Here is a 13,183-nt window from a genome sequence, read left to right as displayed (position 1 = left end):
GAAAGTCCTCTCCTCACAGTCGCTGCGGGTCATGCGGTCTTCTCCTCGGGGATGCGTCCGGGCTCTTCGTCCCCGTCCGCGATCGGCAGGTTGCGTCCGACCAGCAGGTCGTACAGGAACGCTCCCACCAACGCACCGATGATCGGTGCCACGATAGGCACCCAGAAATAGACATCCCCGAACTGATCCTTGAACGCTCCCCCGTACCCGGTGAAGAACGAGGCCAGTCGCGGCCCGAAGTCACGCGCGGGGTTGATCGCGTAGCCCGCGTCGGTGCCCCACGCCATCCCGATCCCGACGATGAGCAGGCCGACGATGAACGGTGCGAGGTTCGCCGCCGGGGCGGTGTTGCGCAGGTCGGTGATGGCCAGGATGACCATCATCAGGATCGCCGTACCGATGATCTGGTCCCGGAAGGCGCCCCACAGGTGGACGCCCAGGTCCATGCTGCCGTTGCCCGGCAGGGTCGAGAAGATGCCCTGGGTCTTGATCGTGTGGCCCGGGTCGACGTGGCCGATCGCCTCGGTGTAGTTCCAGCGAACTACGAGCGCCGCCAGGAACGCTCCGAGGAACTGTGCCACCGAGTACGGCAGCACTTTGCGCCAGCTGAACCCACGGAACGTCGCCAGCGCGATCGTCACCGCCGGATTCAGGTGCGCGCCGGTCATCCGGCCCGCCACGTAGATGCCCAGCGTGACACCGATGCCCCATGCCCAGGCGATCGAATCGTGATCGCCGATCCCCCCTGCCACCACCTGCGCCACCACACCGCAGCCGAACAGGATCAGGATGAACGTGCCCGCGAGCTCCGCGGAACACTCCCCCAGAAGGGTCTTCGCCTTGACCGCTTCGGTCGTAGCCATAGTGACCGGCCTCCCTTCCCTCAGAACGCAGCCGTGACGACCACGGCTGGCTGGAATCTAAGAGCCATCGCAAGGCGGCACAACGCTCATCGTTCGACATTGTCGAACGCTCCCCCGCCGCCACACCACTGCGACACCCGGTGAGTTCACACTACGACTTTTGGTACACCTGACGGTGATCCGCACGGGGTCGTCCAGCCCGGGGAGAACTGACATGTGCCAACCAGTTGGGGTGGGCGGGCGTCTGCCGAAGGGGAGTTCATGACTTCAGGAGGGGTCTGATGGGTGTGTCGCTGCTCGGAGGCTGGTTTCCGGTGGTGCTCGACGTGGTTGCGGCCTGTGCGCTGCTCGTCGCGGTCGGGTGGCGGGATCGGCGTTGGCGGTTGCGGGCGGTGCCGCTGGTGCTGGGCGGGGCGGCGGTCGGGGCGCTGATTGCGGCGTACCCGGGGGCGAAGCTGCTCGGGATCACCGATCCGTTGCCGTTTCAGGTGTGGCTGTGGTTCGGGTTTGGTTTGGCGGCCATCATCGTGCTGGCGGCGGGCTGGCGGAGCGCGCGGTGGTGACGGCGGGGTACGGCGGTCGTCGCCATCGCACTGGCGGCCGTGGTGTGCGCGAACTCGATCAACCAGTTCGTCGGGTACTACCCGACCATCGACTCCGCCGTGAACGACCTGACCCACGCACCCCTCCCCGGCCAGGTCTCGGTCGCAGGGTTGGCGCACACGAGCCGTACGACGAAGCTCCCGCGTACCGGGCGGATCGTCGCAGTGAACATCCCAGCCACGTACAGCGGGTTCAAGCACCGGCAGGAGCTGGTCTACCTGCCGCCGATCTGGTTCCGCGCCGAGCATCGACCCGCGCTACCCGTGGTAGAGCTGATCGGTGGTGAGCGTGGCGGCCCGGCTGACTGGGTCCGGCTCGGGAACGCCGTACAGGTCTCGGACGCGTATGCCCATCGGCACCACGGCCTCGCGCCGATCCTGGTCTTCACCGACGCGACCTCGAACTTCAACAACGACACCGAGTGCGTGAACGGCCCCCGCGGCAACGCCACCGACCACCTCGATCAGGACATCCCGCACTACGTCGAGCAGACGTTCGGCGCGTCGGCCGACCCGAGGCAGTGGGCGGTCGCCGGATTCTCGATGGGCGGCACCTGCGCCCTCGACCTCGTGGTCGAGCACCCGACGGTCTTCACCCACTTCATCGACATCTCCGGCGACCTGGCGCCGTACACCGGCGACGCGGCCCAGTCCCTGCACGACCTGTACGGCGGCAACGTCGCGGCCGAGCACGCCAACGAACCGCTCCTGGTGATGCATGCCCACGGCCCCTATCAGGGCGTGAACGGCCTGTTCCTCACCAGCTCCGCCGAACTCACCCACCAACGCGAAGCCGCGCAGCTGTCGAAGGCCGCGGCCAAGGTGGGCATCTGGTCACGAGTTCAGGTCTCGAACGGCACCCATGTGTGGCAGTTCGCCGGTCCGGCGTTCGCGAATGCCTATCCTTGGCTGGTCAGCCAGCTCGCCCCACCCCACCACAGGCATACGTGAGACCCAGACTCCTCAATCTCGTCATCGCCTTCGCACTGCTGTTCTTCGGCGCCGCCGGCGACAGCGCGCCACAACCACTGGTCACCCCTTCGGGTCAGCTCAGCGTGGTCGCCCTCGGCGACTCCGTCACGTCCGGCTACCACTGCTACTGCCGAGCCTTCCCTGCCTTGTACGGCGACCTCCTGCAGCAACGGACCGGGACCGGCGTGACCGTCCACAACCTCGGTCGCCCCGGCCTCGACTCCAGTGGACTGCTCGAGGAGGTCGATGACGACAACTCGCTGACGGCTCGCGCGACCGCCGCGGCAGACGTCGTACTAATCACCATCGGCGCGAACGACTTCGTGGATCACGAGAAGGACATCACCTCGGGCCGCTGCACCACCGAATGCGTCACCACGGAACTGTCCGGCCTCACCACCAACCTGCAGCGCATCCTGCAGCGAATCCGGGCCTTCCGACCGGCCGATCCGCCGACGGTCTTGATCACGGATTACTGGAACGTCTTCAAAGACGGTGCGGTCGCCCGCGGGCTCTATCCGCCGGCCGGTGTGGAGGCATCCCAGCAGCTCACGCTCGTGGTCAACCAGCTGATCAAGTCAGCCGCCACCGACGACGGATCGGTCTTCGTCGACCTCTACGCCCCGTTCGAAGCCCAGGACGACACGTCCATCCTGGCCTCCGACGGCGACCACCCGAACGCCGCCGGCCACGCCCTGATCGCCAACCTCATCGCCGCCAACGCCCCAACCGCCATCACCATCCACCAAGGACCGTGAAGCGATCTCGGTTCAGCTGGTGGCCGCCGGGGTGGCTGTCTTCGCGGCGGGCTGGTTCTCCGGGAAGTGGCACGCCGTCTGGTGACCCGGCGCGAGCTCGATCAGCGGTGGCTCTTGCGTCTTGCAGATGTCCTGGGCCTTCCAGCAGCGGGTGTGGAAGCGGCAGGCCGGGGGCGGGTTGATCGGGCTGGGGACGTCGCCCTGGAGGCGGATGCGCTCCTGCTTGCCCTTGCGTTTGGTGTCGGGCACCGGGACGGCCGACAGCAGCGCGACCGTGTACGGGTGCATCGGCTTCTCGTAGAGGCTGACCCGGTCGGCCAGCTCGACGATCTTGCCCAGGTACATGACCGCGACCCGGTCCGAGACATGCCGTACGACGGACAGGTCGTGCGCGATCATCACGTACGTCAGGTCGAACTCGTTCTGCAGGTCTTCCAGCAGGTTCACGACCTGGGCCTGGATCGACACGTCCAGCGCCGACACCGGCTCGTCGGCCACGATCAGCTTCGGGCGGAGGGCGAGCGTACGGGCGATGCCGATGCGCTGCCGCTGACCGCCGGAAAACTCGTGCGGGTAGCGGTTGTAATGCTCCGGGCTCAGACCGACCAGCTCGAGCAACTCCTGCACGGCCTTCTTCACGCCGTGCTCGGTCTTCACGTTCTGCAGCCGGAACGGCGCACCGACGATCTTGCCGACGGTGTGCCGCGGGTTCAGCGAACCGTACGGGTCCTGGAAGATCATCTGCACGTCGCGGCGCAGCGGGCGCATCTTGCCCTCGCTCACGTGGCTGATGTCACGGCCCTCGAAGACGATCTCGCCTGCGGTCGGCTCCAGCAGCCGGGTCAGCAGCCGTCCCGTCGTGGTCTTGCCACAGCCCGACTCCCCCACCAGCGACAGCGTCTCGCCGCGGGTCACGCTGAAGGTCAGCCCGTCGACCGCCTGGACGGCGCCGGTCTGGCGCTGTAGCAGACCCTTGCGGATCGGGAAATGCTTCACCAGGCCCTTGACCGACAGGATCTCCTCACCGAGGGCGGGCGCCTGTACGCCTGGGACGGCGGCTGGATCGATTTGTTCAGTGCTCACAGTCGTCGTCCCGTTCACAGCTTCGGCTTGATGTCGGTCTCCCACGCGTGCTGGCGATTCTGCGGGGAGAGGTGGCAAGCGACCATGTGGCCGTTGCCGATGTCCAGGAGCTCGGGCCGCTCCGTCTCGCTCAGCCCGCCGTTCAGGTGCGCGTAGTTGCAGCGCGGGTTGAACGCGCAGCCCGTCGGCACATTGATCAGGCTGGGTGGTGTGCCCTTGATCGGGATCAGCCGCTCGGTCCGTTCGCGGTCGATCCGCGGCATCGAACCGAGCAGACCCCACGTGTACGGGTGCTGCGGCCGGTCGAAGATGTCCTCGGCGGTGCCGTACTCGATCGCGCGACCGGCGTACATCACCTGGATGTCGTCGGCCAGCTCGGCGACCACACCGAGGTCGTGGGTGATGATGATGACGGCGGAGTTGAACTCGCGCTGCAGGTCCCGGATCAGGTCCAGGATCTGCGCCTGCACGGTCACGTCGAGCGCGGTCGTCGGCTCGTCGGCGATCAGCAGGTCGGGGTCGCAGGACAGCGCCATCGCGATCATCGCGCGCTGCCGCATGCCACCGGAGAACTCGTGCGGGTACGCGTCCACCCGCCGGTCGGGCTGCGGGATGCCGACCCGGTCGAGCATGTCGATCGCGTGCTTGCGCGCGACCTGCTTGCTGACCTGGTTGTGCACCCGGTAGGCCTCGATGATCTGGTTGCCGACCGTGTAGAACGGGTGCATCGCCGACAGCGGGTCCTGGAAGATCATCGCCATCCGCTTGCCTCGCAGCAACCGGACCTCTTCGCGGGTCGACGAGACCAGATCCTGTCCGTCCAGGAAGATCTCGCCGCTGATCTTGGCCACGCCCGGCGGGTGCAGACCCATGATCGACAAGCTGGTGACGCTCTTGCCGGAGCCGGACTCGCCCACGATCCCGAGGGTCTTGCCGCGCTCGAGCTTGAACGAGATCCCGTCGACGGACTTCACCACGCCGTCGTCGGTCGGGAAGTGCACCTTGAGATCACGAACGTCGAGGAACGCCTCACCCCGCGGGATGCGCTGGACGGGCTCTTCGACGCTGTCTTGGGGTTCGGTCACGAGATCCGCACTCTCGGGTCGACGACGGCGTACAGGAGATCGACGACCAGGTTCGCCAGCACGATGAAGAACGCGGCGACCAGCGTCACTCCGAGCACCTTCGGCAGGTCGTTGGCCTGCAGCGCGATGACGGCGTACTGGCCGATGCCCGGCAGCGAGAACGTCGTCTCGGTCAGGATCGCGCCACCCATCAGGAGACCCAGGTCGAGACCGAAGATGGTCAGGATCGGGGTCAGCGCGGACCGGAGGCCGTGCTTGATCACCACGGTCCGCTCCGGCAGCCCCTTGGCCCGGGCGGTCCGGACGAAGTCCTCGTTCATCGTCTCGAGCATGCCGGCCCGGGTCAGTCGTGCGTACGCGGCGGCGTACAGGAACGCGAGGGTGACCCACGGAAGGATCAGGTCGTAGGCCCACCAGATCGGGTTGGTCTCGTCCAGTGGATTGGTGCCGCCCTGCACGGTCCAGCCGAGGCCGTAGCTGAAGATCGACAGCGACAGCAGACCGGTGAAGAAGATCGGTAGCGAGACACCGGCCAGCGCCACCGACATGAGTGATCGGTCCAGGACCGACCCACGTCTGAGCGCCGAAACGATGCCGGTCCCGACCCCGGTGATGAGCCAGATGAACGCGGCGCCGCCGGCCAGCGACGCGGTCACCGGTATTCGGGCGACCAGGTCCGGCCAGACCGGCTGCTGGGTCAGGAACGAGTACCCGAAGCACGGCGCCGGGCAGTGCTCGACGGCCGGCCCGTAGTTGTAGTCCTGACCGACGACCAGGCCCTTCACGAAGCGGCCGTACTGCACGTACAGAGGATCGGTGAAACCGAGTCTCACCGCGGTCTCGTGGATCTGTGCCGCACCCGCGCTCTTGCCGACGTAGCGAGACGCCAGGTCGTCGGCGGTCGCACCGCCGAGCTTGGGCACCAGGAAGAAGATCGAGAACGTGACGGCGGTGACGATGAACAGCAGGATCACTGCACCTATCAACCGGCGGACCAGATATGCGAACACCGCGCTCGGCCTGGTGGCCGGTGATCATCGCTGATCACCGGCCACCGTCAGCCTTCACCTACCTCTGCTGGCGAAATGATGGTCGGTCAGGACAACGGCGACTACTTCTTCGCGAGACCGATCGCCGCGTAGTCGTACATGTTCTGACCGTCGTTGGTGAACACATTGGCCAGCGTGTCCGGACGGTACAGCAGGCCCTTGGCCCAGATGCCCGGCAGTGCTCCGGCCTGCTCCATGACCTTCTTGTCCACGTCGACCCACAGCTTGTTGCGGGCGGCCTCGTCGGTCGTCGACATGGCCTGGTCGACCAGCTTGTCGACCTCGGGGATCCGGATACCGAGGTTGGTGTTACCACCGGTGTCGCGGATGGTCCGGCTGTCGACGATCTGGCTCAGGAAGCCGAAGCCGTCCGACCAGTCCGCACCCCAGCTGTAGACGATCAGGCCGAGCTTGTTCGCCTTGGCGAAGTCCGGCTTGCCGGCGTACAGCTTGGTGTAGTCACCGGTCGGGTAGGGCTTGGTGGTGAGGATGATGCCGGCCTTCTTCAGCGACTGCTGCAGGGTCTCGGCGACCGCCTTCTCCTTGGCCCGGTCCGCACGGTAGGTGATGTTCACCGCGAAGCCGTTCGGCTGACCACACTGCTGCAGCTCGGCCTTGGCCTTGTCGACGTTACCGTTCTTGTCCTGCTCGAACCCGTAGTCGTCGAACTTCTCCGCGCCGGTGACCAGCGGCGGCATCAGGTTCGTCGCGATGTCACCACCGATCGGACCACCGTAGGCACGCTGGTAGCCCTCGTGGTCCGCGGCGTAGAGCACGGCCTTGCGGCAGTGGATGTTGTCCAGCGGCGGGACCTGGCTGTTCAGGACCGTGAAGTTCAGCCGCGGCGCCGGCACGTTGTCGGCGTGCGCCTTGAGCTTCGGGTCGGCCAGGATCTTCGCCTGGGTCTCCGGCTGCACGCCGGTACCGGCGATGTCGACGTCGAGGTCGCCGGCGATCAGCCGGTTGTCGATGTCGGTGCCCTCGACGTTGAACGCGACCGTGATCTTGTCCGGCAGCGCCTTACGGCCCGAGTCCGGGTCGGTCGAGGCGTCGTACTGGTCGTTGCGGATCAGGCTCATGCCCGTGTTCGCGTTGTAGCTCTCGAACTTGTACGGGCCGGTCGAGATCGGGTGCTCCTTGTACTTCGCACCGGTGTCCTTGGCCTGCGGCACCGGAGCCGTCGACGGCAGCTGCGCGAAGTAGTCGAAGCTCGCGAACGGCTTCTTCAGGTGGAAGACGATGGTCTGGTCGTCCGGCGTCTCGATCGCCTTCGCGACACCCGCCAGCGTCTTGTCCTTGTAGACGCTGTAGCCCGCCGGCACGTCCAGCAGGAAGTCGTTGAAGTACGTCGGGCCGTTCGGCAGCGTCGCCTTGTCGAGCGAGCGGGCGACGGCGTACTTGACGTCCTTCGAGGTGACCTCGGTGCCGTCCTCGAACTTCACGCCCTTGCGGATCTTGTAGGTCCAGGTCTTGGCACCGTCACTCGGTACGCCGGGAGCCTCGGCCAGGTCCGGGACCGGCTTCGCGCCCTCGGCGCCCGGAGCCGCCTTGAACGTCATCAGCGGCCGGACGTAGTTGCGCACCAGGTTCCAGGACAGGCCGTAGTAGGTGTCACCCGGGTCCGTGGAGTCCCACAGCTGGGTGATCGCCATCCGCAGCGTGCCACCCTTGGCGTCACTCGGGTTGAACACCTTGCCGACCGCGGCGTTGTACTCCGCGGTGGTGGCTCCGGCCGAGCTGCCGGATCCACCGGACGTGGCCTTGGGTCCCCCACAAGCGACCAGGCTCAAGGCGACGGCCGCACCGACGGCGGTCGCCGTCCTCATGCGATTCCATCTCATCTGTTGTTGCACCCCTTTTTTCGTGAGAGCTGTGGCATCCCATCGCTCCCTGGTTGGAGAGAAGTCCTATCGCGACCGCGGGTCCAGCGCGTCGCGCAATCCGTCGCCGAACAGGTTGAAGGCCAGCACCGTGATGAAGATGGCCAGGCCGGGCGGAACCATGTACATCGGGTCGACCGCGTACCACTTCGCGGCGATCGACAGCATGTCTCCCCAGCTGGCCGTCGGCGGCCGGACGCCGACACCCAGGTAGGACAGACCGGCCTCGAAGAGGACGTTCGTCGGGATCAGCAGCGTCGCGTAGACCAGGATCGGCGCGATCAGGTTCGGCAGCAGCTCGGTGAACAGGATGTACGGGCGCCGCGCGCCGAGGCTGCGGGCCGCGTCGATGAACTCACGCTCCCGCAGCGACAGCGTCTGGCCGCGAATGATCCGGCCGATGTAGGGCCAGCTGAAGAATCCGATGATGAAGACGATCAGCGCGACCCGCAGCGCGTCGCCGCTGAGACCCAGCAGCGAGTCCGGCAGCGCGCCGACCAGCGCCAGCGCGAACAGCACCAGCGGGAACGCCAGGAAGATGTCCATCAACCGGCTGATCAGCGTGTCCACCCAGCCACCGAAGTAGCCGGCCACGATGCCCATCACGACGCCGATCACCACCGACAGCAGCGTGGCCAGGAACGCGATCAGCAGCGAGATCCTGGCGCCGTACACGACCCGGGCGAAGATGTCGCGGCCGTTCACCGGCTCGACGCCGAAGGGGTGGTCCCAGCTGACCCCACCGAGCCGGCCGATCGGGGTCTGCAGTGAGGCGTCGACCAGATCCTGGTGGAAGTCGTTCGGGGTGACGCCGACGAGCTTGCAGATCAGCGGCGCGAAGACCGCCACCACGATCAGGAAGACCACGAAGATGCCACCGGCGATCGCGACCTTGTCCCGCTTGAGGCGCATCCAGGAGATCTGCCACAGGGACCGGCCCTCGATCTTGCCGGCGCCCTCGAGGATCGCCTCGGGCTTGGCCGCCGATGCCCCGGGCTCGACCTCGAGTGGAGAGCTCACGCGATGGGTACCCCTGCCTCGTTCGGATGAACCGGTACTGAATCCGGTATGGCTGCGGCCTTAACCTGCCGTCATTACTGCCCGGAGTCAAACGCCAAAAGTGCTGCGTTGCCCGATCGTGATCGGCAAGAAATCGTCCCGTATCGTGGACTTTCCGCAGTAAACCACGCAGTCGTACCCACGGTCGCGAGGACCTCGCCAACCGTTACTGCCATGGCATCTTTGTGTCAGCCCCGGCAGGCTCGAGGGTGCTCGAAGGTCTCGAAATGTCACATTCTCAGGCCGGACAGATGCAGGAACGACAGCGGGTCGATCGCCGCCGAGACATTCTCCACATCCTTGCCCGCGACCACCGTGAGGTGGCCCTGCCAGGTCGGGATCACTGGCGCGTCCTGGGCGAGCACTCCCTGTAGCTGCCGGACCAGATCGTCGCGCCGCAGCCCGTTCTGCTCGGTGGTCTCCTGCTGCAGCAACGTGACCGCGGCAGTCGACTTGTAACCGTTCTGGAACGCGCCACCGGCCATGACGAACGGCGCCAGATAGTCCTCCGCGTCGGGGTACTCCGGGATCCACCCGCCCTGGAAGAGGTCGTACGCCCCGGCCTTCGCCAGCTGCTGGTACTGCGGCCACTCCGCACTGCGCAACGTGACCCGGAACAGCCCGGACGCTTCAAGCTGTCGCTTGAGCTCGAGCACCTCGGCCTTCGCCCCGGTACCGAACTGCGTCGGCGTCCAGCCAACAGTCAGCGGAACCGGCGTGACGATCCCAGCGTCCTTCAGCATCGCTGCCGCGGCCACCTTGCTCGGCTGCTTGTACTCGGTCCGGAACGCGTCGGTCTGTCCACCGAACCCGGGCGGTACGACGGAGTACAGCGGCGTCACGTGGTCGCCGTACGCGACCTTCGCAATGGCCGGACGGTCGATCAGCTGCGCGACAGCCCGTCGTACGGCGAGCTTGCGCGCGGTCGGCGAGGACTTCAGCTGGAAGGAGAAGAACCGGATCTCGGCGTACCCCGACTCGACCACCTGGACCTGGTCGGACTTGCGCAGCTTGTCCAGCAGGTTCGGACCGAAGCCGTGGAAGGCGAGGTCGGCCTTACCGGTGCTGATCGCCTGATACAGCGCGGTCGAGTCCTTCAGCAGGCTGATCTGGACGCCGTCGTTCTGCGCGCCCCGCGAGCCCTTGTACGCCGGGAACTTCGCCAGCGTGATCTCGACACCCGGCTTGTACGTCGACAGCTGGTACGGGCCACTGCCTATCGCCTTGTTGGTGAGCAGCTTGTTCGCCGGGTAGGACTCCTCGTCGACGATCGAGGTCGGCGTCGTGGTCAGCAGATACGGCAGCCGCGCGTCCGGAGTCTTCAGGTTGAACACTGCAGTGAGCTCGTCCGGCGTACTGACCGAGGTCAGCGTGGAGAACAGTGGCGCCAGGCCGCCCGGAGTCTTCAGCCGGCGCATGCGGTCGATGCTGAACTTCACGTCCGACGAGGTCAGCTGGTGACCGTTCGGGAACGTCAGCCCGTCCTTCAAGCTGCAGGTGTACGTCGTCGGTGAGTCGAACTGACAGTCCGCGGCGTCCGGCACGGGAGTCGGCTTGCCCGGCAGGATCGTCAGCAGGGTCTGGAAGAGATTCGCCTGCACCGTCCGCGAGCCCACGTCGTACGAACCGGCTGGATCCAAGGACGTGATCCGGTCCGCGGTCGCGAGCCGCACCACCATCAGCTTCGGGGCCGGATCACCCTGGTGGGGTGCGTTGTCGTCCGGCTGACCGCAGGAGGCCAGCGCGAGAGCCAGGGCGCCCACGAGTGCCACCCGTTGCGCAACCGCCGCAATCCGGCGCACCCACTCCATCACGTTCTCACCTTCCCCGGCCCGTTACCCCATCAACGCCCTGCAGGGGCACAGGTGACGGTAGCTCCTCAATGGAGCAGAGCGCGCAGGGACTCCGGGGTCAGCGGCTCCAGCGACTTGACCACGAGTCTGCGCGGCGCGTCCGGAATCGTCACCCACTGAGGTACGGCGACGACGTACGCGCCGGCCGCCGTACCCGCTTCGGTGCCCGTCACGGAGTCCTCGATCACCACGCATTGAGCCGGATCCACGCCGAGCTTCGCGGCCGCGGTCAGGTACGGCTCCGGGTTCGGCTTGCCCAACGTCACCTCGTCACCCGCGACCACCACGTCGAACGGATCCGGCGGCAGATGGCTGAGCACGGCGTCGATCATCACCCGGTACGACGCCGACACCAGCCCGCACGGGATGTCCTCCTTGCGCAGCGCCTGGAGGAGCTCGAGCGCACCCGGCTGGAAGGTCACCTCCGTGCGCAGCGCCTCGACCACCTCGGAGAACATCCGGTCGGCCAGCTCGTCGGCCGTGATCGCACCGGCCGGGATCCGCGACATCCAGACCAGCACGGCGTCCCGCAGGTCGCTCCCGATCAGGTCGACGCAGTCCTGGACCGTCCAGGTCGCGCCGAGCTCAGGCAGCAGCCGCAACTGCACGTCCGCCCAGACCTTCTCGGAGTCGACCAACGTCCCGTCCATGTCCCACAGCACCGCTTGCAGGGGTGGCAACTCCAGCTCCTCCGTGAGTCCGCGTCGTACGCTTCACCTCATTTTCCCGTGCCACCCCAGGTCCGGACCAACCGGGTCTCACCTGGGGTTCGGCCGACACGTTCCGCTCGCGGTGAAACGCGGGCATGGTCAGCGCGGGAGCACGTAGGCTGGCAGTCCGGTTTCCGGCACCCTGCTGCCGGTTGATGGCTACGAGACGACAGGGGGCCTGCGAGTGGTTGACCTCGCGAACCTGAGGGACCCGGTCGTGATCGCCGCGTTCGAGGGCTGGAACGACGCGGCCGAGGCGGCCACCGGAGCGGTTGACCACCTGGTCGACGAATGGGACGCCGAGCTCGTCCTCGCGATCGACCCCGAGGACTACTACGACTTCCAGGTGAACCGTCCGACGGTCGGTTTCGACGAGGACGGCGTACGACGGCTGACCTGGCCGACGACCCGGGTGTACGTCGCCCGGCCGGAAGACAGCGACCGCGACGTACTCCTGATCCGCGGCATCGAGCCGAACATGCGCTGGCGCGGTTTCTGCCGGGAGCTGCTCGAGGTCGTCGACGAGTCGAACGCGCAGATCGTCGTCGTACTCGGTGCACTGCTGGCGGACTCGCCGCACACTCGTCCGATCCCGGTCTCGGCCAGCTCGTCGGACCCTGAGCTCACCACGGCCTGGAGCCTGGAAGAGTCGACGTACGAAGGACCGACCGGCATCACCGGCGTCTTCGCAGACCTCTGCGCAACCCTGGGCATCCCGTCGGTGTCGATCTGGTCGGCAATCCCCCACTACATCGCCGGCACCCCGTGCCCGAAGGCGTCCCTCGCCCTCCTCGGCAAGGTCGAGGCACTGCTCGACATCCCCATCCCCGACGGCGACCTCCCCGAGTTGGCCCGAGCCTGGCAACGCGGCGCCGACGAACTCAGCGAAGAGGACCCCGAGGTCGCCGAGTACGTCCACTCCCTGGAAGAGCAGCGAGACACCACCGACCTCCCCGAAGCCACCGGCGAAGCAATAGCCGCGGAGTTCGAGCGCTACTTACGCCGCCGCAACAAGAACCACCCCAGCGACTAACCCCGCCTGATCCCCCAAGGACACCGCGCCGCGGCGGGTGGTCCTTGCCGCCTGCGGCGGGGGGGCGAATTGCTGTTCCGCCGCTCAGGTGGCCTGCGCGACGGGGGTGTGGTGGCGCGGTCTCCGGGCTGCGTGATCGTGCTAGACGGTATGTGGTGACGTCGTCGTGGTGGCGGGGTTGCGGGCCGGGGCCTCACTCACACAGATTCGTGGGTTACCGAGTAGGGGCTGCCTGC

12 protein-coding genes are annotated in these 13,183 nt (G+C 66.8%); 4 read left to right on the top strand and 8 right to left on the bottom strand.

Annotated elements, in window-relative coordinates; all coding sequences use genetic code 11:
- Positions 1-29: 29 nt before the first annotated feature.
- Positions 30-863, bottom strand: a complete 834-nt coding sequence (locus ACWF4Z_RS36935) for an MIP/aquaporin family protein (protein WP_452247883.1) — start codon at positions 861-863, stop codon at positions 30-32.
- Between the two features lie 281 nt (positions 864-1,144).
- Here ACWF4Z_RS36935 and ACWF4Z_RS36930 point away from each other — a divergent pair, with 281 nt between their 5' ends.
- Genes ACWF4Z_RS36930 through ACWF4Z_RS36920 form a run of 3 tightly spaced genes read left to right on the top strand, consistent with a single transcriptional unit; the run spans position 1,145 to position 3,195 of the window.
- Positions 1,145-1,426, top strand: coding sequence for a hypothetical protein (locus ACWF4Z_RS36930; RefSeq protein ID WP_452247882.1), 282 nt, complete (start codon positions 1,145-1,147; stop codon positions 1,424-1,426).
- 39 nt (positions 1,427-1,465) lie between these two features.
- Positions 1,466-2,416 (top strand): alpha/beta hydrolase, encoded by a 951-nt coding sequence (locus ACWF4Z_RS36925; protein WP_452247881.1) that lies wholly within the window; start codon positions 1,466-1,468, stop codon positions 2,414-2,416.
- Entirely contained in the window at positions 2,413-3,195 is a 783-nt protein-coding gene (locus ACWF4Z_RS36920; protein ID WP_452247880.1) for an SGNH/GDSL hydrolase family protein, read from the top strand. The genes ACWF4Z_RS36925 and ACWF4Z_RS36920 overlap by 4 nt, the downstream gene beginning before the upstream one ends.
- 12 nt (positions 3,196-3,207) lie before the next feature.
- Here the strand turns inward: ACWF4Z_RS36920 and ACWF4Z_RS36915 are convergent, their stop codons facing one another.
- The 7 genes from ACWF4Z_RS36915 to ACWF4Z_RS36885 form a co-directional block, all read right to left on the bottom strand.
- Entirely contained in the window at positions 3,208-4,278 is a 1,071-nt protein-coding gene (locus ACWF4Z_RS36915; protein ID WP_452247879.1) for an ABC transporter ATP-binding protein, read from the bottom strand.
- 14 nt (positions 4,279-4,292) lie between these two features.
- Positions 4,293-5,363, bottom strand: a complete 1,071-nt coding sequence (locus tag ACWF4Z_RS36910) for an ABC transporter ATP-binding protein (protein WP_452247878.1) — start codon at positions 5,361-5,363, stop codon at positions 4,293-4,295.
- Positions 5,360-6,373, bottom strand: a complete 1,014-nt coding sequence (locus ACWF4Z_RS36905) for an ABC transporter permease (RefSeq protein WP_452247877.1) — start codon at positions 6,371-6,373, stop codon at positions 5,360-5,362. The genes ACWF4Z_RS36910 and ACWF4Z_RS36905 overlap by 4 nt, the downstream gene beginning before the upstream one ends.
- 101 nt (positions 6,374-6,474) lie before the next feature.
- Complete coding sequence (locus ACWF4Z_RS36900) at positions 6,475-8,238, bottom strand: ABC transporter substrate-binding protein (RefSeq protein WP_452247876.1); 1,764 nt, start codon at positions 8,236-8,238, stop codon at positions 6,475-6,477.
- Positions 8,239-8,319: 81 nt separating this feature from the next.
- Complete coding sequence (locus ACWF4Z_RS36895; RefSeq protein WP_452247875.1) at positions 8,320-9,312, bottom strand: ABC transporter permease; 993 nt, start codon at positions 9,310-9,312, stop codon at positions 8,320-8,322.
- A 269-nt stretch (positions 9,313-9,581) separates the two neighbouring features.
- Positions 9,582-11,162 carry an ABC transporter substrate-binding protein gene (locus ACWF4Z_RS36890; RefSeq protein ID WP_452247895.1) on the bottom strand — a complete coding sequence of 527 codons (1,581 nt, stop codon included), beginning with the start codon at positions 11,160-11,162 and terminating at the stop codon, positions 9,582-9,584.
- 68 nt (positions 11,163-11,230) lie between these two features.
- On the bottom strand, positions 11,231-11,884 hold the full coding sequence (locus tag ACWF4Z_RS36885; RefSeq protein WP_452247874.1) for an HAD family hydrolase: 654 nt from the start codon (positions 11,882-11,884) through the stop codon (positions 11,231-11,233).
- 214 nt (positions 11,885-12,098) lie between these two features.
- Here ACWF4Z_RS36885 and ACWF4Z_RS36880 point away from each other — a divergent pair, with 214 nt between their 5' ends.
- The gene (locus ACWF4Z_RS36880; RefSeq protein ID WP_452247873.1) at positions 12,099-12,947 is read left to right on the top strand and encodes a PAC2 family protein; all 849 of its coding nucleotides are present in this window, start codon (positions 12,099-12,101) and stop codon (positions 12,945-12,947) included.
- Positions 12,948-13,183 lie beyond the last annotated feature (236 nt).

The organism is Kribbella sp. NPDC055071 (assembly GCF_053608045.1).
Note: the sequence above shows the minus strand (reverse complement) of the source record. Positions and strands in the feature narration are given on the sequence as shown.

Excerpts from the sequence above, each read along its gene's own strand:
- ACWF4Z_RS36930 (WP_452247882.1), top strand. The coding sequence starts at position 1,145 with ATGGGTGTGTCGCTGCTCGGAGGCTGGTTTCCGGTGGTGCTCGACGTG.
- ACWF4Z_RS36935 (WP_452247883.1), bottom strand. The coding sequence starts at position 863 with ATGGCTACGACCGAAGCGGTCAAGGCGAAGACCCTTCTGGGGGAGTGT.
- ACWF4Z_RS36900 (WP_452247876.1), bottom strand. The coding sequence starts at position 8,238 with ATGAGGACGGCGACCGCCGTCGGTGCGGCCGTCGCCTTGAGCCTGGTC.
- ACWF4Z_RS36890 (WP_452247895.1), bottom strand. The coding sequence starts at position 11,162 with ATGGAGTGGGTGCGCCGGATTGCGGCGGTTGCGCAACGGGTGGCACTC.